Source organism: Natrinema sp. H-ect4, from assembly GCF_041894845.1.
Classification (GTDB): domain Archaea; phylum Halobacteriota; class Halobacteria; order Halobacteriales; family Natrialbaceae; genus Natrinema.
In genome coordinates, this window is the sequence record NZ_JBHDYC010000008.1 from 172,521 (window position 1) to 192,923 (window position 20,403).

At 65.5% G+C, this 20,403-nt stretch carries 20 protein-coding genes and 1 pseudogene; 11 read left to right on the forward strand and 10 right to left on the reverse strand.

The window, feature by feature from the left end:
• Nucleotide 1 precedes the first annotated feature (1 nt).
• The gene (locus ACEWFR_RS12245; RefSeq protein ID WP_374061290.1) at nucleotides 2-1,123 is read right to left on the reverse strand and encodes a rhodanese-like domain-containing protein; all 1,122 of its coding nucleotides are present in this window, start codon (nucleotides 1,121-1,123) and stop codon (nucleotides 2-4) included.
• A gap of 89 nt (nucleotides 1,124-1,212) precedes the next feature.
• Between ACEWFR_RS12245 and ACEWFR_RS12250 the strand changes: the two genes are divergently transcribed.
• From ACEWFR_RS12250 to ACEWFR_RS12260, 3 genes are all read left to right on the forward strand, one after another.
• Nucleotides 1,213-1,947, forward strand: a complete 735-nt coding sequence (locus ACEWFR_RS12250) for a helix-turn-helix domain-containing protein (RefSeq protein WP_374061291.1) — start codon at nucleotides 1,213-1,215, stop codon at nucleotides 1,945-1,947.
• Nucleotides 1,948-2,089: 142 nt separating this feature from the next.
• Complete coding sequence (locus ACEWFR_RS12255) at nucleotides 2,090-2,533, forward strand: pyridoxamine 5'-phosphate oxidase family protein (protein ID WP_374061292.1); 444 nt, start codon at nucleotides 2,090-2,092, stop codon at nucleotides 2,531-2,533.
• A 160-nt stretch (nucleotides 2,534-2,693) separates the two neighbouring features.
• A complete protein-coding gene (locus tag ACEWFR_RS12260; RefSeq protein WP_374061293.1) occupies nucleotides 2,694-3,644 on the forward strand; it encodes a hypothetical protein in 951 nt (316 codons plus the stop codon).
• Between the two features lie 26 nt (nucleotides 3,645-3,670).
• Here ACEWFR_RS12260 and ACEWFR_RS12265 read toward each other — a convergent pair whose 3' ends face one another.
• Genes ACEWFR_RS12265 through ACEWFR_RS12275 form a run of 3 tightly spaced genes read right to left on the reverse strand, consistent with a single transcriptional unit; the run spans nucleotide 3,671 to nucleotide 7,169 of the window.
• The gene (locus ACEWFR_RS12265; protein ID WP_374061294.1) at nucleotides 3,671-4,240 is read right to left on the reverse strand and encodes a VIT1/CCC1 transporter family protein; all 570 of its coding nucleotides are present in this window, start codon (nucleotides 4,238-4,240) and stop codon (nucleotides 3,671-3,673) included.
• A gap of 13 nt (nucleotides 4,241-4,253) precedes the next feature.
• Nucleotides 4,254-4,547 carry a DUF211 domain-containing protein gene (locus ACEWFR_RS12270; protein ID WP_374061295.1) on the reverse strand — a complete coding sequence of 98 codons (294 nt, stop codon included), beginning with the start codon at nucleotides 4,545-4,547 and terminating at the stop codon, nucleotides 4,254-4,256.
• 45 nt (nucleotides 4,548-4,592) lie between these two features.
• Nucleotides 4,593-7,169 (reverse strand): calcium-translocating P-type ATPase, PMCA-type, encoded by a 2,577-nt coding sequence (locus ACEWFR_RS12275; protein ID WP_374061296.1) that lies wholly within the window; start codon nucleotides 7,167-7,169, stop codon nucleotides 4,593-4,595.
• A 147-nt stretch (nucleotides 7,170-7,316) separates the two neighbouring features.
• Between ACEWFR_RS12275 and ACEWFR_RS12280 the strand changes: the two genes are divergently transcribed.
• Nucleotides 7,317-8,390 carry a CNNM domain-containing protein gene (locus ACEWFR_RS12280; protein ID WP_374061297.1) on the forward strand — a complete coding sequence of 358 codons (1,074 nt, stop codon included), beginning with the start codon at nucleotides 7,317-7,319 and terminating at the stop codon, nucleotides 8,388-8,390.
• Nucleotides 8,391-8,712: 322 nt separating this feature from the next.
• On the opposite strand, the gene ACEWFR_RS12285 is transcribed toward ACEWFR_RS12280, so the two are convergent.
• A complete protein-coding gene (locus ACEWFR_RS12285; RefSeq protein WP_374061298.1) occupies nucleotides 8,713-9,177 on the reverse strand; it encodes a pyridoxamine 5'-phosphate oxidase family protein in 465 nt (154 codons plus the stop codon).
• 268 nt (nucleotides 9,178-9,445) lie between these two features.
• On the opposite strand from ACEWFR_RS12285, the gene ACEWFR_RS12290 reads away from it, so the two are divergent.
• Nucleotides 9,446-10,534: a hypothetical protein gene (locus ACEWFR_RS12290; protein ID WP_374061299.1), complete on the forward strand. Its 1,089-nt coding sequence runs from the start codon at nucleotides 9,446-9,448 to the stop codon at nucleotides 10,532-10,534.
• A gap of 11 nt (nucleotides 10,535-10,545) precedes the next feature.
• Here ACEWFR_RS12290 and ACEWFR_RS12295 read toward each other — a convergent pair whose 3' ends face one another.
• The gene (locus tag ACEWFR_RS12295; RefSeq protein ID WP_374061300.1) at nucleotides 10,546-11,454 is read right to left on the reverse strand and encodes a universal stress protein; all 909 of its coding nucleotides are present in this window, start codon (nucleotides 11,452-11,454) and stop codon (nucleotides 10,546-10,548) included.
• Nucleotides 11,455-11,650: 196 nt separating this feature from the next.
• Entirely contained in the window at nucleotides 11,651-12,355 is a 705-nt protein-coding gene (locus ACEWFR_RS12300; RefSeq protein ID WP_374061301.1) for a DUF2270 domain-containing protein, read from the reverse strand.
• Between the two features lie 128 nt (nucleotides 12,356-12,483).
• Here ACEWFR_RS12300 and ACEWFR_RS12305 point away from each other — a divergent pair, with 128 nt between their 5' ends.
• Nucleotides 12,484-12,861, forward strand: coding sequence for a hypothetical protein (locus ACEWFR_RS12305; protein ID WP_374061302.1), 378 nt, complete (start codon nucleotides 12,484-12,486; stop codon nucleotides 12,859-12,861).
• Nucleotides 12,862-13,052: 191 nt separating this feature from the next.
• Here the strand turns inward: ACEWFR_RS12305 and ACEWFR_RS12310 are convergent, their stop codons facing one another.
• Nucleotides 13,053-13,223, reverse strand: coding sequence for a hypothetical protein (locus ACEWFR_RS12310; protein ID WP_374061303.1), 171 nt, complete (start codon nucleotides 13,221-13,223; stop codon nucleotides 13,053-13,055).
• 131 nt (nucleotides 13,224-13,354) lie between these two features.
• On the opposite strand from ACEWFR_RS12310, the pseudogene ACEWFR_RS12315 reads away from it, so the two are divergent.
• The 4 genes and pseudogenes from ACEWFR_RS12315 to ACEWFR_RS12330 form a co-directional block, all read left to right on the forward strand.
• A pseudogene (locus ACEWFR_RS12315) lies at nucleotides 13,355-13,457 on the forward strand (universal stress protein); the annotation flags it as partial.
• Nucleotides 13,458-13,701: 244 nt separating this feature from the next.
• The gene (locus ACEWFR_RS12320) at nucleotides 13,702-15,636 is read left to right on the forward strand and encodes a NosD domain-containing protein (RefSeq protein ID WP_374061304.1); all 1,935 of its coding nucleotides are present in this window, start codon (nucleotides 13,702-13,704) and stop codon (nucleotides 15,634-15,636) included.
• Nucleotides 15,633-16,370, forward strand: a complete 738-nt coding sequence (locus tag ACEWFR_RS12325) for an ABC transporter ATP-binding protein (protein ID WP_374061305.1) — start codon at nucleotides 15,633-15,635, stop codon at nucleotides 16,368-16,370. The genes ACEWFR_RS12320 and ACEWFR_RS12325 overlap by 4 nt, the downstream gene beginning before the upstream one ends.
• A complete protein-coding gene (locus ACEWFR_RS12330) occupies nucleotides 16,367-17,275 on the forward strand; it encodes an ABC transporter permease (RefSeq protein WP_374061306.1) in 909 nt (302 codons plus the stop codon). The genes ACEWFR_RS12325 and ACEWFR_RS12330 overlap by 4 nt, the downstream gene beginning before the upstream one ends.
• Before the next feature lie 39 nt (nucleotides 17,276-17,314).
• Here the strand turns inward: ACEWFR_RS12330 and ACEWFR_RS12335 are convergent, their stop codons facing one another.
• On the reverse strand, nucleotides 17,315-17,911 hold the full coding sequence (locus tag ACEWFR_RS12335) for a nitrous oxide reductase accessory protein NosL (RefSeq protein WP_374061307.1): 597 nt from the start codon (nucleotides 17,909-17,911) through the stop codon (nucleotides 17,315-17,317).
• Between the two features lie 181 nt (nucleotides 17,912-18,092).
• Entirely contained in the window at nucleotides 18,093-18,749 is a 657-nt protein-coding gene (locus ACEWFR_RS12340; RefSeq protein WP_374061308.1) for a helix-turn-helix domain-containing protein, read from the reverse strand.
• Between the two features lie 110 nt (nucleotides 18,750-18,859).
• Between ACEWFR_RS12340 and ACEWFR_RS12345 the strand changes: the two genes are divergently transcribed.
• Entirely contained in the window at nucleotides 18,860-20,209 is a 1,350-nt protein-coding gene (locus ACEWFR_RS12345) for a hypothetical protein (RefSeq protein ID WP_374061310.1), read from the forward strand.
• The last annotated feature ends 194 nt before the right edge of the window (nucleotides 20,210-20,403 follow it).

Sequence of the window (20,403 nt, forward strand, 5' to 3'; positions counted from 1 at the left end):
GTTACTCAGCAGCACAGCGGTTGGGGCCTAGCTCGAGCTCGGACAGCTCCTCGTCGGGGACGTCCTCCTGCCCGACGTTCGTGCGCTTGACACGCTCGAAGTTCGGCGGGTGGTCCGGGATGTCCGAGGCGAGCGTCTCGACGAACTCCTCGCGCTCGCGGTCGAGATCCGCGTTTTGCGCTTTGACGTCACCGAGTGTCGCAGTCACCGGCGGTTCAGGCGACCCCGGATCGTGTGCCGGGAGGACGACCGCGTCGTCGGGCCGGTCCAGCAGGCGCTGGAGGCTCTCGTAAAGCGTCGCAGCGTTCCCTTCGACGTCGGAATCCTCGAGCCCGGCCTCGACACCGAGTTCGACGCGACCGACGCTCTCGTGGAAGAGCGTATCGCCCGTGAGCAGGGCTTCCCCCTCGAGATCGAACGAGACGCTGCCTTCGCTGTGGCCGGGCGTGTGGATAACCTCAACGTCGACCGACCCGATCGCGACCGATTCGCCGTCTTCGATCGGGGTCGCGTCGATCGCGATCGCGTCCGTCGGATGGAGGAAGTACGGAACGTCGTGTCGCTCGGCGAGGTCCGCACCGCCGGAGACGTGGTCGGCGTGGGCGTGCGTGTCGAAGACGCCGACGAGTTCGGCGTCGTGGGCGTCGATGATCGCCTCGTACTCCTCGAGGTAGTGGGAGGGATCGAACACCGCGGCCTCGCCGTCCGAAATCAGCACGTGCGAGAGACAGCCCTTCCCGGGACGAGCGACTTGAACGAGCGTTCCCTCGAGGTCGGTCGGGACGGGGGCGCTCCGGTGAACGCGGCTCCACCCGTTCATGCCGTCGGTGAGCGTGCTGGCGTCGTAGCCCATCTCGCGCAGGACCTCTGCTGCGGTCTGTGAAACGATCCCTGCGGTACAGACAGTGACGATCTCGCGGTCGGCCGGGAGATCCTCGAGGGCGTCTTTCGCCGTCTCCGGATCGTCGGTCAGTTCGTCGTAGACGTCGACGTTGACGCTGTCCGGAACGTGCCACTCGTCGTACTCGTCTCGGTGGCGTATATCGAGGACGAGGACGTCCTCGCTCTCGTCGTCGCCGTCCCGCAACCGATCACTGAGTTCCGTCGGACTGATTTCTGCCATCGATACTCATTCATACGGTCAGTACCCGAATAGGAGTGGTGCGGGACATGACCGGCACCGTTAATTTTCTCGAGGCCGAACGACGGTATATGAGTCTGTACGAGGCCTCGTTTCGACTGAAACACGAGTGTCCCTACCGGGAGATCTCGGAGCGATTCCCGGATCTGACGATTCGCGAGTGGTACCTGAGCGACTGTCAGGTGCTCGAGATTAGCTCCGCGGAGGCCCCCACCGACGAGTTGCTGGCGGAGATCCGGAAGATCGGAACGGTCCTCCACGAGTCGATCGACGACTCGGGGACCCACGTCGTCACCCAGTCCTGTCTCTGCGCGCTCGAGGGGTCGATCCTGGAGCGGTTCGAGGAACACGACTGCCTCTACCAGCCGCCGACGATTCACCGGCAGGGGTGGGAGCACTACACGGTGATCGCGTTCGACGAGTCCGATGTTCGGGCCTTGCTTCGAGACCTCGAGGCGGATCGGGACATCGAACTGCTCTCCAAGACCGCCATCACGGAGCAAGGGATCCCACACAGCATGCTGGCACCGGTCGATCGGCTGTTCGAGGACCTCACCGACCGGCAGCTGGCGGCGTTACAGCTGGCGCTGGAGCAGGGCTACTACGAACAGCCGCGAGGAACGTCGCTCCGAGAACTGGCGTCCCGGACGTCCGTCGCCCGCTCGACGTACGAAGAACACCTCCGGAAGGCGGAGAACAAGCTCATGGCGAACGCCGGCACGTATCTGCGGTTGGTGACGTCCGGGACCGCGGCGAATCCGCTGGGGGTCGATCGGTCGGGACGGCCCGAACAGCACGCCGATTGATCGCTCATCGAACGCGACGCGTTCGACGGCTCGCTTCTCCGTCTCCGACGTGATCCCCACACGGCGGGGTCAGCCGCTGTCGGCGCGCAGGACGAACACCCTACCCCCGTTCTTCATGCTGATTGCGCGCGTTCGTTCCCGCATGGAGCATGTCGAGTACGTCTACACGGTCGGGATGACCGACGAAGCGGTCCGAGAGCACCTCGAGCGCGTCGATACCGGGATACTCGCGCTCGCGGCCGACGGCGACGCGTACGCGATTCCCGTCGCACACCACTACGACGCGGGTTCGCTCTACGTCCGACTATCGACCGACGGCTCGAGCACGAAGCTCTCGTACCTCGAGGAGACGGAGACCGCGTGTTTCACGCTGTACGACGTCGACGAGTCCGGCGACTCCTGGAGCATCGTCGTCACCGGGCCGCTCCGGAAACTGACCGGTCGCGAGCGGACGCAGTTCGACGAGGCGGCGGTCAACGAGTCGTTCCTCGAGCTTCGGATCTTCGACGAGGATGTCGCGGCAGTCGACCTCGAGATCTTCGAACTCGAGAGCGAGTCGATTACCGGGCGGCAGACCGGCGACTAACGCGGTCGGTCGGACGGCACAATACCGGCCCAGTGGCCGGCAGCCGGCGTGTTCTCACGGTCTCGCCGTTATTCGCGGCGAGGAGTGCTCGAGGACGGATTCACCGAATCGAGGCTACCGATTTAGGTCCACTGCCGTTGCAGTGATCCGGTGAGTGCGCATGAGACGAAACCCCTTCGCGAGCGATCCGTCAGTCGGCACCGATTCGTCGATGCTGATCGACCGTCAGCTCCCCGAGTACGACGTCACGACGATCAGACACGCGGTCGTCGACGCCGATCCCGAGACGACGTACGAGGCGATGCTCACCGCCGATCTGCTGGACACCGGGCCGATCGTCCGCGCCCTCGGCGCGCTACGAAACGCACCGATGGTGATCGTGCGCCGGATTCGGGGGAATTCCGGATCGCCACCGCCCGAACGAATGCGGTTCATCGACGTTCCGGAGACCGATGAGTGGACGCTGCTCGACGAAACGTATGGGGAGGAGTTCGTCTTCGGTGCGGTCGGGAAGTTCTGGCGACCGGCGATCGAGTGGCGACAGGTGGAGTCAGACGAGTTCTCGGCGTTCGAAGAGCCGGGGTACGCGAAACTCGCGATCGGCCTGTCCGTCCGACCGTACGGCGAGGACCGGACGCTGTTGTCCTACGAGGCGCGCACTGCGACGACCGACGACCCCGCCCGCCGGAACTTCCGCCGGTACTGGCGCGTCATCGGCCCGTTCGCGGGCTACCTGATGTCGCGTGCGCTAGAGCGCATCGCGGCCGACGCTGAAGTCCGTCCGAATCGGAAACCGCCGGAGACGGCGTCCGGCCGCGGCCGCTCGAGCCGACTCGTCCGAGGTACCGTCGCGGCCGCGGCGCTCCTCGCCGCGAGCGCGTACCACGTCGCGATACGCCCCTGGCACCGTCGCTGGGGCACGACTGAAGGCGAAGCGCGAGGTCCCCTCCCGGGCGACGACCTCCTCCCGGACGCGACGGATCAGGTCACCCACGCGATCGAGATCGATGCGCCCGCCGAGTCGGTCTGGCCGTGGCTCGTCCAGATCGGTCAGGGGCGCGGCGTTACCGCGGTCGCCGCGTGGCTGTACCGACCACTGTTGCAGAGCTAACGAGGCCCCGCGGCCGCCTCGGGACGTCACCCGGGCAAGAATAGGTTCAGAAATGCGACGACGATCCCAGCGAGCCCCATTCGGATCCCGGCGACGATCCAGTTCTGTTTCGAGATCGAGCCGAGATACGCACCGAAGACGAAGAGCACGCCGACGCCGACTGCGATGGCGACCAGCGTCGCCTCGAGCATAGAGAGGACGATGCCTTCGGCGAGAAACGGTGACAGCGGCAGCAAAATGCCGATGAGGGGTCCGATTCCGCTCGCGACCGCATTGATTTTGCGAGCGCCCACCCGCCGCTGCTGGACCGCCGTCTCCTCGAGGTCGGTCAACATCGCTCGCTCGATGACCAGCAGTTCGGCCTGTTTCTCGGCCCGTTCGATCTCCCAGACGCTCCAGACGCCGGACGTCCCCAATCCGACGGCCGCGCCGAGACCGATCGTGATCACGGTGAGCCCGTCCGAAATGCCCGACAGGTAGGCCCCGACGACGACGCCGATGCTCGTCAGCGTCCCGTCGAACCCGTTGGAGATGAAGTATCGCCGCGAGATCGACCTGACCTCGTCGTCCTCGAGGAGGTCGCCGATGGAATTCACGTGTCGCCTCCGGTCATTTGTCCTGCGGCGTCTCGACCTGTTCGACGAGGCGATCGCCACAGACGACCTGATCGATCGAGTGCACCGTTCCGCCGAGGTCGGTGATGGCCTCCTCGAGCGCGTTGGCGTCGATCTCGTCGCCTTCGATCGTCAGCTTGAGGTTCTGGACCTCGCGATCGGTCTCGACCAGAACGACGTTGACGGCCTCGACGCCCGGACTGTCGGCGACGGTGTCGGCAAACTCGAGGATATCCGGCTCCTGTGGTTTCATGACGTCGAGAACGAGCCGCTTGATTGCTGCGGTCATAAGGCGTACCGTCGTTCTCGACGCCCTTAGTGTCGAGGGAGGCTTTCATCGCTCGATTCGTCGGACGAGCGTGGCGACCGCGACGTAGGCGGGCAGACACACCGCGAGCACGACGCCGATGAGTCCCCAGTCCGCCGGCTCGAGCGGCACGGTTCCGAAGTACCGGTTGAGCGGCGTGTACAGCACCGCGAGCTGGAGAACGATCGACACCGCGACCGCGATCGTGAGCCACGGATTCGACAGCATCGGCGTCTCGCGCAGCCAGCGGATGACGTACAGGCCCACGATCTCGAGGAAGACGAAGGCCGTGAACACCATCGTCATCGCGTACGGCGTGATGGACGCCGCCCCCTCGAGCGTGTAGAACATGAGCGCGAGCAAGACGAGCGTCGTGGCGGCGCCCATGCCGCCGATCAGACCGAGCATCGGCCGCCCGATGATCCCTCGATCGGGCTCCCGCGGCGGCCGCTCCATTACGTCACCGCTTTCCGGATCGGCGCCCAGCGCCAGCGCCGGCAGTCCGTCGGTCAGCAGGTTGATCCACAGTAACTGCACGGCCGGCAGGATGAGATAGCCATATAGCGAAGCGATGAAGACGATCGCCACCTCGGCGACGTTCGCACTGAGGAGGTACGCGACGAACTTCCAGATGTTGTCGAAGATCGCCCGTCCGCGTTCGACGGCCCGCTCCATCGTCGCGTAGTTGTCGTCCAGCAGGACGATGTCCGAGGCCTGCCTGGCGACGTCCGTCCCGCGGATCCCCATCGCGACGCCGACGTCGGCGTTTTTCAGCGCCGGCGCGTCGTTGACGCCGTCGCCTGTCATCGCGACGTCGTTCCCCTGCGCCTGTAACGCTCGCAGGATCCGGACCTTGTGATCGGGCGACGTCCGCGCGAAAACGTCGACGGCCGCCACTCGCTCGCGGAGCGTCTCGTCGTCCATCCGTTCGACTGCCGGGCCCTCGAGTACGTCCGTCCCGATCCCCAGCGACTCCGCGATCGCTCGCGCAGTCCGGACGTTGTCGCCGGTGACCATCTTCACGGCGATGCCCGCGCGTTTCGTCACGTCGATCGCATCGGCGACCTCCTCGCGGGGCGGATCGATCATCCCGGTCAGGCCGACGAAGGTCAACCCGTCCGCGAGGTCGTCGGCCTCGGCCGGGTCGTCGCGATAGGCCATCGCCAGCACGCGGAGCGCGTCGTCGCCGAACTCGCGGACCGTCGTTTCGATCCGCTCGCGCCGATCGTCGGACATCGGTTTCGCCCCGTCGGCGGTCAGGATCCGGTCGCAGTTCTCGACTACGACCTCCGGCGCACCTTTGACGTAGCCGACGTCGTCGTGGACGGTCCCCATCCACTTGCGTTCGGAGGAGAACGGTACCTCGTCGGTCCGTGGATTGTCGGACCGGAGCCGGTTGACGTCGAATCCGCGGCCATCGGCCGCCTCGAGCAGCGCCAGTTCGGTGGGATCGCCGCCCTCGTCCTCGAGCGTCGAATCGTTACAGAGGGCGCCGATTCGCAGGAGGAGTTCCGTCCGGTCGGCGCGGACGTCAGCGTCGGTGTCGGCCGAATCGACGTCGATCACGGTGTCGTTCACCCAGAGCTTGCTGACGGTCATCTGGCCTTTCGTCAGCGTCCCCGTCTTGTCGGTACAGACGACGTCGACCGCGCCCAGCGCTTCGACCGCCGGAAGCCGACGGACCAGCGCATTTTCTTCGGACATCTTCCGGACGCCGAGGGCGAGCGTCAGCGTGACGACGGCCGGCAACCCCTCCGGAATCGCCGCGACGGCGAGCGACACCGCGGTCAGCGCGGCCTGGACCGCGGTCGTTCCGCGCACGAGTAACAGCGGCGCGACCAGCGCCGAGAGACCGAGCACGCCGAGTCCGAGGGTCCGACCCAGCTCGTTGAGTTCGTCCTGCAGGGGCGTACGCGTCTCCTCGGTCGCGGCGAGTTCCCGAGCGATCCCGCCGACTTCGGTCGCCATCCCCGTCCCGGTGACGACCACGACGCCCTTCCCTCGAGTGACATTGGTCCCCTTGTAGACCATGCTCTCGCGCTCCGCGAGGGGCGCCCCTGACTCGACCGGCGCGGCGGATTTCGTGACCGGGACACTCTCACCGGTCAGCGCCGCCTCGTCGGCCTCGAGGTCGGTCGCCTCGAGCAGTCTGCCGTCCGCGGGAACGACGTCACCGCCGCGAAGAACGACGATATCGCCGGGGACGAGTTCCGTGGCGTCAACCTCGCGCACCTCGCCGTTCCGGCGAACCCTCGCGGTCGGGGACGCCAGTTCGCGCAGCGACTCGAGGCTTTGCTCGGCACGATAGTCCTGGACGAATCCGAAGATGCCGTTGGCGACCACGATAATTGCGATCAAGACCGCATCGACGGTGTGTCCCGCCCAGACCGAGAGGACGGCCGCGGCCAGCAGCACCCAGATCAGGACGCTGTCGAACTGCGCGACGAAAATGTCGATTGGTGACCGTCCGCCGCTTCGAACGACGTCGTTCTCGCCGTGTTCCTCGAGTCGGCGTCGGACCTCGTCGTCCGTCAGTCCGTCGTGTCTCGACTCGAACCGATCGACGACGCGCTCGGCGGGTAGCTCATGTGGGTCTTCGGACACGACGCGGTTTTACAGGCGAAACACCATAGCTGTATGCGCTGGACGGACTCGCGACCGCCGTCTGGACGCCGGTCACCGGCGCTTGCGTTCCCACGGTGAAGTAGGTGACGGCAATTTTATACGACGCTAAAGCGAAGCCCCGATCGAGTGAACTCCCTCGAAATCGGTCTCAGGCTGTTCGCCGGAATCGGGCTGATACTCGCGAACGCCTTCTTCGTCGCGATCGAGTTCGCCCTCACCCGCGTCCGACAGTACCCGGAATCGGCGTTCGACGAGCCGGGACTCCGACGGGCGTGGGAGATGACGGACGACCTCGAGGTCTATCTCACGAGTTGCCAGGTCGGGATCAGTGCGACGAGCATCGCCGTCGGAATCATCGCCGAGCCGGCCCTCGCGACGCTGGTCAGTCCACTGTTCGAGACCACGACGCTCGCGTCCGCGGGCGCTGGCGCCGTTATCGCGTTCGTCATTATCAACCTCCTTCACCTCACCCACGGCGAACAGACGCCGACCTACCTCGGCGTCGAGCGGACGAAGTTCGTCGCGAGATACGGCGCGACACCGCTGTACTGGTTCGCGTGGCTGCTCTCACCCGTCATCTGGTTCGGCGACGCGGTCGCGAAGTGGACGCTCCGACGGTTCGGCGTCGAGATGACCGGCGCGTGGCTCGAGACCGAGACCGAGATCATCGAGACGCGGGCCGACCTCCGGAACCGACTCGCGTCCATCCTCGAGCGGGGCGAACTCCCCGACGAGCGGCGCGAGGAGATACTCAACGCGTTCACCGTCGGCGAACGGCCCGTCGACGACGTCATGACCGACATCGACGACGTCGTCTTTCTCTCGCGGACGGCGTCGGTCGAGGAGAACCTGGACCGGATCGGGTCGAGCCGACATACGCGATTTCCGCTGATCGAGGACGAACCCGAGAAATTCGTCGGTATCATCTACGTCCCGACAGTCGTCGACCGGATCGACGACCTCCGAGCCGGTTCGGTCACGTTCGACGACCTCGCGACGCCGCCGATAACGCTCTCTGCTGACACGCACGTCAGTGACGCCATCGACGACCTCCAGGCGGCCCATCAGGAACTCGCACTCGTCGAAGCCGACGGCGACATCGTCGGGCTACTCACGGCGACGGACGCGCTCGAGGAACTGGTCGGTGCGTTCGACGATCCGCTCGACACGGTGGACTTCGTGGCTGACCGGCATCGGTGAGCGACTCCCGGCCAGTCCAGCCGAACGCACCACGGAGGCCGACCGATGGCGAACGGATCGCGACCACGTCGCTCACGATCGACCCACGAACAGGGATACCCGACTCCCACTCGAGCGGGTCACATGGCCGAATTCGCCCTCGTTCCCCCTCGATGGCAGCGAGCTGTCAACCGTCACGCTCGAGATTTCAAGACGAATGCGTTCTACGCGTCTTCTGCTGGGTATCAGCATCGTCATCGGAACTCTCTGAGTTCTGCTTGGCTCGAAACCGCGAGCGCTTTTCGAACGGCGTGACTGTCGTCTGTGTCGGTCAGTGAACCGATCAGACGACGCTCTCGCGCGATCCGACGAACTGACCGCGGCCGGTCTTTTCGGTAACGTCCAGTTCGTACCACACCGTCTCGTATTCGGTGACCGGGTTATTGAACACTTCGAGGGCTGCTTCTTCGCCGACCTCGGAGAACAGCGTCGCCGCGTCGGTCAGATCGGAGTGATCGACCTGTCGGATCCGTCCCCGGAGAACGACGCTCTTCCATTGATCTTTGGTGGCCCACTCGTAGACCGTGAGGCTCGCGACGTTCGTCTCCGTGACGAACGATCGTTTCGTGCTGTCATCATCCATTATAAATCGGAAGAAACACCGATTCGAACCGCTGTCGTACGCGAACGCGATCGGGATCGTGTAGGCCTGCCCGCCTTTCGCGATACCCAGTACGCCGAGGCCCTGCTCCCGCAGAAACGCGTCGGTCTCCTCGGCGTCTAGTTCGACACCGATGTCTGGTGACATACCGCATCGTACGACGGCAGGCGAGAAAAAACCGGCCCCGGTCGACCGTCTCCCTCGAGACGGCCTTGCAGGACGATCTCTCGAACGGGGATCGGTGGTGGGCTACCGCCGATGCGATGGGGGGAGACGAAAGCCGCACGGAGAAGCGCCGCCGACCGATACTCGGCGAGACCGTCGCTGGTGTGCACGTAACCGCCCGTCCCCAGCAGGAACGCGAACCGACCAGTGGCACCCATCGTTTTGATTCCGTCGCCCGTACCGTGTACCGATGAGGCGTAGATCGGCCGGACCGAACTCGAGTCGAGCGTCGTTTCGATCGGTTCGCTTCGTAGTTCTGTTCTGCTTCGCAGTACTCTCGCTGTTCTTCGCCGTCCAGTTGCTGGGCGCGTCGATGCGTACGCTCTCGCCGGCCGTTCGACCGATCCTGACCCGACAAACGGGTCCGCTTTCGTTCGTCGGGATCAGCTGGCTCTCCGCGTACGTGATGTTGAACGGATCGATCGTGGCGGCGATCGCGCTTTCGCTGTACTCGGCCGATCTGATGACCGTTCTCGAGCTGTTTCTGCTCGTCGCGGGATCGCGCCTCGGCGCCGCGGGGATCGTTCTGTTGATCGGCGCGCTGGAGTACCTCCGAGCGTCGGAATACTCGCTTCCCGAGGCGATGCGGCTCGGGACGTTGACGTTCCTCGTGAACCAGACGATCTACGTACCGGCGACGGTGATCGGTGCGACCGCGGTCTGGTTTACCGAACGGAGTGCGTGGGAACGCGACGTGGCCGTCGACGTTCGAGCGGGCAGTGCCGGCGTCTTCGAGCCGGTCACGACCGCGACGATCGACCACTTCGGCGCGGCACCCAGCGCCCTGCTGGCCGTGATCGCCCTCGTCGGGAGTTTTCACCTCATAGACACCCTGTTGAACGGTTTCTCCGTCAACTGGCTCAGAGAACGGGTGTTCGTGTATCTCCGGCACCGCTGGCTGTCGTTCGGTTTCGGGTTCATCATCACCGCCGTAACGACGAGCGTAGCATTCTCGATGGGCCTGATCGTACCCGTCTACAATCGGGGCTACATCCGACGAGCCGAGATCGTCCCGTACACCATGGGTGCCAGTATCGGAACGCTCACGGACACCCTGCTGGTCGCGGTGGTCCTCGAGTCCGGCGCGGGGATCGCGATCGTCCTGCTCCTCTTCGGCGCGGCGGCCGTCACCACGGTCGCGGCGTTCTCCGTGTACGACTCCTACTACGCGTTCCTCGAGGCTGTTCAGGACGCACTTCTCGAGAGCGACCGTGCGTTCGCGGCATTTATCGCGATGCTCGCCGCCGCTCCGTTTGCGCTGGTGATCATTCCTGGGTGATGTGAACGCGACTACGACCCCTCAGATGCCGATTCACGGACCGTTAGGACGGGGACCGGAGCCGTTCGAATGAGGTGCTCGGTGACGCTTCCCAGCACGTACCGATCGAAGCCCGTCCGGCCGTGGGTCCCGACGACGACGAGATCGATGTCCTGGTCTTCGATGTACGAACGGATCGCCTCCTGGACCGACGGCTCGTACGCGACCGTTTCAGCGGCCGGCTCGACGCCACGGGTTTCCGCGACCGACGACGCCTCATCGAGGATCTCGTCCGCAGCCGCCTCGAGCATCGCCGTTTTGATATCGGAGCGGACGTCGACGCCAACGCTGACGACGTCGACGACCGTGAGGAGGTGAAGCGCCGCGCCGGTCGTGCTCGCGACGTCGACGCCTAACTCGAGCGCGTCCCTCGCACACTCGCTTCCGTCGGTCGGGGCCAGCACGTGTCGGTACGGATACGTCAACTCGGTTTCGGCGTCCGGGCGTATCGTCAGTACAGGGCCGTCCGCACGCCTGACGACGCGCTCGGTGGTACTGCCCAGCAGGAACCGCTCGAGCCCCCGACGGCCGTGCGTCGGCATGACGGTGAGGTCGATATCGTGCGACGCTGCGTAGTCGATAATCTCTCGATACGGTTCTCCGTTCTCGACCGCGGTGACCGCGTCGATTCCCCGGCCCTCTGCTCGGTCGGCGGCGTCGCGCACGATTCGGTCGCCCTCCCGTTCGAGGGCGTCGACAACGTCGCCCTCCATCTGAAACGGGCTGTACAGCACCGTATCCATGACGGTGAGAACGTGCACCGTCGACCCGTGTTCGGCAGCGATATCGAGGACGTGCTCGAGCGCGGCGGCCGCCCCCTCACTGCCGTCGGTGGGAAAGAGGAGGCGGTCGAACGTCGCGCTCGTTTCGGGAGCGGTCACGTTCGGACACCTGCCGTCGCGTTTCGGGGTCCGGATCCGATTCTCGTCCGTAACAGTCGTCGTTCCGTCTCGCGGCGTCCCATGACCGTCCGATACGCGAGAAACGGGGATAAACTGCAGGGGTACCTGGACAAAGCGGCACAGCAGGTGTGGGGCACGTTCCGGCTCCGCCCCGACCGGTGTCGTCGCTCCCGGCTCAGCGGTGCCGGCCGATTTCCGCCTCGTGGAGTTCGTCCTCGGCCTCCCACGTCCGCGGACGGACCGTGACGAACACCGCGAGGAGGTAGTACGCGGCGATCGTCGCGGTGACGACGAGACCGGAAACCCCGCCGATGGCGGCGCTTTCGGGCCACGGTCGGACGGCGAACGCCGTGACGCGGATGACCCACGCACCCAGGATGATCGTATAGAGGAGCAGGTAGATCCGACGAAGGCGGTGGGCGATCGCCTCTTCGGTGGAGATCTTGATCGTGGGGCGTCGGTAGTCCCGACTCAGCTTCTCGCGCCACGACGGATCGACGACACCGGCGGAGGGGTCGAGCCCGTACGCGAAGACGTTCTTCTGGAGCGTTCGGACGCGCCCGCGCCAGATGTCGTACCCACGGTAGCGATGGGCCTCGATGACCAGAAACGCAGTCACCGCCGCCGCACCCAGCAACACGACGTAGTGGGGGTTGTTCCGACTCGAGAACGACCACGTCAGGATTGCGCTCATCATGACGATCGCCCAGTACGTCGTCTGATCGAGCCGCTCGCGCCAGAACTTCATCCGGTGGATCTCGCCGCGGTAGAGGTGGGCCATGGCCGAACTCGGTCCCATGTCTTCGTCCAGGAGGCCGGCCCCTATCTCCCGGTGTTCTGCGTCGTTCGGATCGACGTCTTTCGTCGACTCTCTGTCCATCGTTGTTGATCGTTCTCGAGCGACGACGAAAAGCGAGGTGGATTCCGCCGCGCAGCGGCCGAATCTCAGCTGGGAAGAATGTGGACTCGAGTATATCCCGTACCGACACGTCTGTCCCAGTGATACACATGAATTTCGGATCGATCGGTCGTCTCGTCGCCACCGGTCTGGCGACCTTCCTGCTCGTCACCGTTACGGTGACGGAACTCCTCCAGTCGCGCATCGAATTCTCGCTGCTGGTCGGTATCCCGGCAGGGCTGGTCGCCGGCGCGGTCGCCGGTGGCGTCGTCGCTTGGGGATTCGCCGACGGCGCGCCGGAACGGCGGCGGCGGATCGCGTCCTCGTTTGGCGCCTTCGCGATGACCGTTCTCGTAACGATCGTCGTGGGACTGCTCCTTCCGATCGGGATTGCACTGACCATCGTCGTCGGCATAGTCGTCGGTCTGCTGACCGCCGTCGGGGCCTACCGCCACGACGGCGGCCGCGCTCGTGCCCGCCGAACGTGACTCCGTGTGCTTCGGCGACGGGATACGCAGTTTGGGGGCGAGAACGAGCGCAGCGATCGTGCCGAGAGCGTCGCCGATTTCGACGAACGCGACCATCGATCGGAGGCAGTGAGGACCACCGAACGGAGCGCGACGGCGATCACCAGCAGTCGCCATGCGCTCCAGTCGGTAAGCGTGCCGGCGGCAACCCCTTACAGATGTCCGAAGACGCGGGTTCTCGTCTCCTCGATATCGACGATTCCGCCGAGCGGCGTCGTTCCATCGCTGAACTCGGCGACGCCGGCCAATTCCGGAGACATTGCCGTCTCGCGGTGAGGGACGAGTCCGCGGGCGGCCATGAGCAGCGCGGCCGGATACAGCACACCTCAGTCCGTCGGCCCGTTCCGTTCGGAGCCCGACAATAGCGAGTCGAACACCTTTCGTTGCGTTTCCGAAAGTGCTGATTGAACGTCGCCGAGGCGATGTCGAACGCCTCGGCGACGGCAGGACCCGGACGACGATCCTCGTCGACTCGCGCGGTCACAGCAGGCTCCGCAGGCTCCTGCCCGGGAGCGTCTCCGAAAGATGTCGTCGCGCGGGCGAACAGGAACTCATAGCTCGTTTCACCGTCGCGCACCGCGTGAGCGCCCGGGCTCACCTACTCGTTGACTGAGCCGATTCCCAGCCCCGGAGCCCCCACCCCGATTCCGATCGGCCCGGACGATTGCTGTCGTGACTCCGTGCCACGCCGGTCCCGACCTCTGCTGGACTATATGCGGCCGGCAGTCGGGCACGGCCGCTGGAGACAGCTTTCGAGTGGTGGACCAGAGGCGCTTTTTCCTCCACGTTCGAACTGCACCTGTGTACTGGCCGTCCCGAAAGATCGTCCTGATCGCCGTGATGCTCACCGCCGCACTCGGTACCGGCAGTCTGTTCGTTGGCGGCACCGATCCGGCGCCGCCGGATCCGGTCCCGTTCGACGAAACCGTCTCCGTCGGACTCACGCTCGAGGCGGAACAGAGCCTCGACGAGAACGTCACTCTCCCCCGGACACAGGTGTTTTACTCGCAGTACCAGTACGTCGTCGGCTACTACGGCGTCGAGACGTTCGTCGACGCCAAACGTCAGGAGGGACACGATCAGCGGTTCGGATATCCGCTCGCAGTGTACGTCACCGACTACGGCGACGCAACGGTCGAGTTACAGGATGACGGGTATCCGGTCACCGACCGACCGCTGCCGTGGATCGATGCGACGGACGCGTGGTTTGTCGTCGGCAGCGAGGCGCGGACACCGTCGGGCGAAACCGTCGTTCCGTTCGCCGACCGAGCGGATGCGGCGGCGTTCGCAGCGGCGCATGGCGGCGAGGTGTACACGTGGGAGGAAACGCTCGAGGAGTCGTTCGACACCGACGATGCGACAGTCGTCCGCGACCGCGTCGACGAGCAGGACCGCCGCGCCGACGCCGTCGTGGAGTCGGCAGTCGCGCAGGCCGACCGACCAGTATCGACCGTCGTCGGGGAGGATGTCGACACCGTCCAGGAGGGCATCGACGAGGCGCCCGCGAACACTACGGTGCTCGTACCCGAAGGCACGTACGAGGAGACGCTCCGGATCGATCGGCCAATCACGCTCGCCGGGGAGGGGGCGGCGACGATCCGCGGCGACGAGAACGGATCGGTCGTGACGGTAACCGAACCGCGGGTCGGGATCCGGAACCTCGAGATCACCGGCGTCGGGCCGCTGACCTCCGGCGCCGAGGAGGTCCCCGGAGCGTCGATCGCCGAGGACGCCTGGGACGACAAGTTCATGACCTACTACACCGGCGCGGACGCCGCCATCTCCGCCCACGTCGCCGCCGAGCTGTCGGTCGAAAACGTGTCAATCGAGACGCCGTCGAACGGGATTATCCTCCGTGAGAGTCCCGATACTGTCGTTCGTAACGCGACCGTTCGGGGCAACGAGCGCTGGGAGGACGGCTTCGCCGGAATCATGGCGTTCCGGTCGCCGGGCGTAATCGAGGAGACGACGCTCGTCGACGGGCGGGACTCGATTTACGCGTACCGATCGGAAGGGATCGTGGTTCGGGAGAACGAGATAGCGGGAAGCCTGCTGGGGGTCCACCTGATGCACACTGACGGCGCACTGCTCGCTGACAACCGCCTGACCGATGTCGTCGATACGGGGATCTACGTCATGACTGGACCCGAGCGGAACGCAATCGTCGGCAACAAGGTCAGGGGCGCGGAGACCGGGTCCTACATCGGCGGCACCGATACGTACGTCGCCGAGAACGTCTTCGAAGCCACCGACGTCGGGCTGGAACTGGCGGCGGCCGCGTCGATCTACGAGCGAAACGTCTTCGCGGGGAACCGACTGGGCGTCAACGATCGGGTGATACTCCCGACGAACCGTGTCGTCGAGAACGACTTTGTCGGCAACGACGACCACGCCACTGCCGGTGCTGGGCCGCTGCGCATCTGGTCGCACGACGGACGCGGTAACTACTGGCAGGGCGGGACCAGTATCGCGGACGGCGACCCGCCGTCCCGATCGTACTCGCCGACCGACCCCGTCGACCGACGGATGCACCGTACCGACGGCGCGGCGACACTCGCCCGGGCGCCGGCGCTCGACGCGCTCACCGGGTTCGAGGAGTCGGTGTCCGGACTACGAACCGGCAGCATTACCGACGTGGCACCCACGTGCGAGCCGAACAACCCGGAACGACTCGAACGGACCGCCCAGGCCGATCGCGCTCGGGGCTGTGACGGACCACTCACGATCGAACCATGACTACAGAGACACCCCTACTCGAGGCATCGAACGTCGACTTCGCATACGGAGATGTGACCATCCTGCGGGACGTTTCCGTTCCGATTCGATCGGCGGCTGTGACGGCGCTGATCGGGCCGAACGGGACCGGAAAGACGACGCTGCTCCGCACGCTCGCTGGGCTCCAAGAGCCCACCGGGGGAACGGTCGCGTATCATGGGCCAGAGGCCGCACGCGAGATCGGCTACCTGCCCCAGCAGCCCGAGTTTCGGCCCGGATTCACCGTCCTCGAAACGCTTGCGTTCTACGCGTCGCTCGTCGGCGGCGGGCGCGACGAGGCCACGGCGCAACTCGAACGCGTCGGGCTCGTGGATGCCGCGGACCGACCGGTCGAGGCGCTCTCCGGCGGCATGACGCGACTCGTCGGGATCGCACAGGCGACGATCGGCGACCCGCCGCTGGTCGTCCTGGACGAACCCGCATCCGGACTCGATCCGGGGATGAGCAAACACGTATTCTCGGTCGCCGACGAACTCGCCGCCACTGGAACCGCGGTGGTGTTGAGTTCGCACGATCTCGAACTCGTCGAGCGAACGGCCGATGAGGTGGTCGTACTCGACGGCGGCACCGTCGTCGGGCGCGGAAATCCCGCGGCTCTGTGCGACCAACTCGAGGCCGGCTCGTTGGAGACCGTCTACGAGGAGTCGATCGTCGGCGACCTCAGTAGCGTTCGAGTGCAGGGTGAGACTGCGTGACTGGCACGCCAAACTCGGTGAGCGAAGACGTCGCGTCAACGGACACCGACGCCGATGTGCCCGCGACGAAATCGACCGTGGCGACCGAGCCGCCAGACTCGGGCAGCCGAATCGAACGCGTCGTCGTCCGCGAACTCAGGACCGTCTCCCGGACCCGAACGTTTGTCGTCCTCGGGGCGGCGCTCGCGGCCGTCCTGGTCGGAATCGCGTGGGTCGGCGGCGGTGTCAGGGCAGGCTTCGTGCCAACCGTCGTCGACCTCCTGACGCCGCTCGAACTTCTCGTCCCGATCGTGGCCGTCGCGTTTGGCTACCGGGCGATCCTCGGCGATCGGCGTCGGGGCGAACTCGACGTTCTCGACACGTATCCGATCGCGCCTCGCGAACTCGTCCTCGGCGTCTACGTGGGCAGGGCCGTTGGCCTTCTCGGTACGGTCGTCGTCCCGCTGTTACTCGTCGGCGGTGCGGTCTTCGTCGGTCGCGAAGAGCCGTTCAGCCGGTATGCCTCCCACGCCGGTGCCGACTCCCCGATCCTGTTCGCGCGGTTCGTTGCGCTGACGGCCCTGTTCGCGCTGTCCATCCTCGCCGTTTCGCTCGCCATCTCGGCGCTCGTGAGTGGGACGCGAAGCGCTCTCGCACTGTCCGTCGTCGCGCTGGTCGTCCTGCTGGTCGGACTCGATCTCGCGCTCGTCTACGGGTTCACCAACGGCTATCTGGCTGATTCATCGCTCGTCCACGCGCTCGCGGTGAGCCCCCTCAGCGCGTATCGCGGACTCGTCTTCGAGAGCGCTGTCGTAACGGCGTCGGGGACCGGGCCGCGGACGGCGTCGCCTGTGGCCAGCCTGCTGGGCCTTGCGAGCTGGACGGGCGCCTCGCTCGCCGTCGCGACCTGGGCGATACAACGGTAGTCTTCGCTCGAGAAATCGATTCCGTCGAGTCGTTCCCGATCACATCAGCGACATTAGTAGTTCCTGCGTCACGTCCTCGTGTTCGTAGCGATCGCCGCCGTACTCGTCCTGGAATGCGGCCGCGTCGTCGGGATCGGAAAATCCGATTATCGACGCGCCCATCGCGCCCTCGACCTCGCTATCGACGACGTACGTGAGGTCGGCTGCCGGCGCGAAGTACTCCGCTTCGACGTGGCTGCTGATTTCGGGCGCGTCGCCGCCGGTGTCGATCTCGTAGTCGACGCTCGAGTAGTCGGTCACGTACGTCGCGATCGGGTCGGACTCCTCCTCGTGGTCGAACGTGAACGCGTACGTACAGCGGGTGCTGCAGAACTGTGCCGGACGGTCGTCCCCGAGCAGTTCCTCGGCGTCTTCGTAGAACGACTCCCCGACCGGGCCCGGGTAGTCGACGATTGCCATCGTACAGTTGTCACAGCTCGTCCCGGCCTCGATTGTGATCGGGTCGGGGGCGTCTGCGTCCTCGTCCCCGCCGAGGCACCCGGCCAGTGCGGTCAGTCCAGTGAGAGCCGACCCGACGAGAACCGTTCGGCGAGACACGCGTCGATCGGCACCGTTGTTGGAAGGGAACCCATCCATATGCACAATTGGGAGCAGGCCGATAAGGCTAATCTGGTCCAATCGCCGAAATAGCGGCTGCTGGGCGAATACTGCGATTCGTCCGCACCGACGCGACAGCGGCCGTCGGCTCCCCGTCCGACACTCGCCATCCGATGGCGTCGCCGGCTCACGCGCGGGTGAACGAGACGATAGATCGCACTCACTGCTCGTACGAGGCGCGGCTGACGTGTTCCTCGGCGAACCAGTGGGCGATCGAGCTTTCCGCCCGGTGCAGGACATCGCTACAGGTGGACTTGGTCACGCCGAGAGCCGATGCGACCTCCGTCAGCGTCGCCTCGCGGGGAACGTCGTAGTACCCTGCCTCGAGAGCGGTACGGAAGACCTCGAGCTGTCGATCCGTCAGCGGATTCTCCGCGCGGGTCGCGTCGACGGCGCGGACGTACTCGATGCGATACTCGATGCCGCGCTCGTCGAACGCGTTGCCGAGCGTCGACAACCGATCCGAGCTGGTCGTCAGCTCCCACGTCACTGCACCGTCTGCAACCGCGAACGGGGTCTCCATCGGAACGCCGGCCCGCTGCATGGGACCGAGCAGCGACGGATTCGACGTCTCGACCTGCAAGAGCGCTGTCTCGTCGTGTTTCCAGAGCAACTCGAGGTCCCGGATATCGCTCCGGTCGTCGATCGCGGCGAGTATCGGGACCGGATTCGGTGCCATCAGTTCGATAACACCGATCGCGACGTCCGATCCCGGCAGCACTGAACTGACTCGAAACGTCGTGTCGGGATAGGCCGTCGAAATCTCGTGGATCCAGAGCGATTCGGGGAGGGAGACAGTGAGTTTCGCTCGCGGCATCGGTATCTACAGTCGGGGCTCGAACGCCGTAGGGAAAGCTTCGAACATGTTCGAACCGATCCCCGATGTTCGCGATAACCGATACACGACGGCCGGGCAAACGAACGTGTATGGCCGAAACGAATCCGCGCGACTCGCACCAGACCGACGCCGAACGGCGGTCGTCCAGCCGGCCGACCGACGGACCGTCGCTTTCGATGACGCCGTTTCACGTCGCCGGCATCGCGTTCCTGTTCGTCGGATTCGCGCTCGCCTGCTACCAGGGACTTCAGGGGTTCGGACTCGTCCCGGCGGTGTCGTGGATCACGTGGACACATATCCACTTCGTCACGATCGGTGCGTTCACGCAGTTGCTCTTCGGCACGCTGCCCCAGTTGGCGGCGCGGAAACTCGAGCGTCCGGGACCGTCACCGTCGACGTTCGGCGTCGCGTCCGTCGGATTGAACGTCGCGCTGGTGCTCGCCTGGTACGGGCGCGCCTTCAGCGAGCCGCTGTGGTTCGACGTCGGTCTCGGGACGATCTGGCTGCTCACAAGCTGGCTGTTCGCCGTCGTTCTCGTGATGGTACGCAGAAGCGACGGCGGGCGAGCGCGCGACCCGACCATTGGCTTCTACCTCCTCTCACCGTTCGTCTACCTGATCGGGCTCGCGTTCGCGTTCGGACTGTACAGCCACGGCTGGGACGCCCCCGGCGGCTGGTACGGACTCCGGGAGGCACACGTCCACGCCAACGCGTGGGGCTTTCTGGGCCTCGCGGCGATCGGCACGCTGTACGACCTCTTCCCGCGGCTCGTGGACGTGGAGCTGTACAGCGAGCGCCTGAAACGCTACTCGTTTCCGCTGTTTGCGCTCGGTATCGTCCCGCTCGTCGTCGGACCGGTACTCGGCATGGGGAAGACGGTGACCGCGATCGGACTGATGCTGTACGCCGCCGGCTACGTCCTCTACATCTACACGCTCGCTCGAACCTACCGGGCCGGCACGCCGAACGGGACGGCGCTCTCGGTGCTCGTCGCGCAGCTGTGGATCCTCGGCCCGGCGAGTTTCGCTCCATTCATCCTGTTCGGCGTCCCGCTGGGAATCCCCGACCCGTGGATCGAGACCGGTGCGCTGCACTTCTTCTTCCTCGGCTGGGCGCTTCCGATCGCGCTCGCGGGCTCGCTGCTCGTCGCCCGCTCGCTCGAGTGGTCCCCCGGAATCGCTCGAGGTGACGGCAGCGACAGCCGCGTCGACGGACTCGTCCCCCCGAAGCGTCTCCCGTCGGCCGTCGGACCGAAGTCCGTCCTCGCCTGGAACCTCGCGGTCCTCGTCGTCGGGATCGGCTTCTTCTATCAGGACCAGTCGTGGTCGGCGCTACTGCACGGCTCGGGATTCGCCGTCCTCCTCGGACTCTGGGGCTACTATCTGTTCAAAATCATCGAGCAACGGTGGGCGGTGCGGGCACATGCGTCGCCGGCCTGAGTGCGATTCCGAACTCGGTCGGCACGAGTGCCGTGTGCACCACTATCGTCTGGATGGGTGTTCATCGCTGCGAACAGTTGGTGGACCACGTCAGTCCGACTGCCCGCCGGGTGATCGTCGGTCGTCGACGGAGTTCGGTTGCGGTTGGCGAGCGGGATTCAGGTGCATCCCGATACCGTACAATATCAGGCCGA

Excerpts from the sequence above, each read along its gene's own strand:
- ACEWFR_RS12345 (WP_374061310.1), top strand. The coding sequence starts at position 18,860 with ATGGCCGAAACGAATCCGCGCGACTCGCACCAGACCGACGCCGAACGG.
- ACEWFR_RS12245 (WP_374061290.1), bottom strand. The coding sequence starts at position 1,123 with ATGGCAGAAATCAGTCCGACGGAACTCAGTGATCGGTTGCGGGACGGC.
- ACEWFR_RS12305 (WP_374061302.1), top strand. The coding sequence starts at position 12,484 with ATGAATTTCGGATCGATCGGTCGTCTCGTCGCCACCGGTCTGGCGACC.
- ACEWFR_RS12335 (WP_374061307.1), bottom strand. The coding sequence starts at position 17,911 with ATGGATGGGTTCCCTTCCAACAACGGTGCCGATCGACGCGTGTCTCGC.
- ACEWFR_RS12325 (WP_374061305.1), top strand. The coding sequence starts at position 15,633 with ATGACTACAGAGACACCCCTACTCGAGGCATCGAACGTCGACTTCGCA.
- ACEWFR_RS12285 (WP_374061298.1), bottom strand. The coding sequence starts at position 9,177 with ATGTCACCAGACATCGGTGTCGAACTAGACGCCGAGGAGACCGACGCG.
- ACEWFR_RS12340 (WP_374061308.1), bottom strand. The coding sequence starts at position 18,749 with ATGCCGCGAGCGAAACTCACTGTCTCCCTCCCCGAATCGCTCTGGATC.
- ACEWFR_RS12290 (WP_374061299.1), top strand. The coding sequence starts at position 9,446 with ATGAGGCGTAGATCGGCCGGACCGAACTCGAGTCGAGCGTCGTTTCGA.
- ACEWFR_RS12270 (WP_374061295.1), bottom strand. The coding sequence starts at position 4,547 with ATGACCGCAGCAATCAAGCGGCTCGTTCTCGACGTCATGAAACCACAG.
- ACEWFR_RS12250 (WP_374061291.1), top strand. The coding sequence starts at position 1,213 with ATGAGTCTGTACGAGGCCTCGTTTCGACTGAAACACGAGTGTCCCTAC.
- ACEWFR_RS12255 (WP_374061292.1), top strand. The coding sequence starts at position 2,090 with ATGGAGCATGTCGAGTACGTCTACACGGTCGGGATGACCGACGAAGCG.
- ACEWFR_RS12260 (WP_374061293.1), top strand. The coding sequence starts at position 2,694 with ATGAGACGAAACCCCTTCGCGAGCGATCCGTCAGTCGGCACCGATTCG.
- ACEWFR_RS12300 (WP_374061301.1), bottom strand. The coding sequence starts at position 12,355 with ATGGACAGAGAGTCGACGAAAGACGTCGATCCGAACGACGCAGAACAC.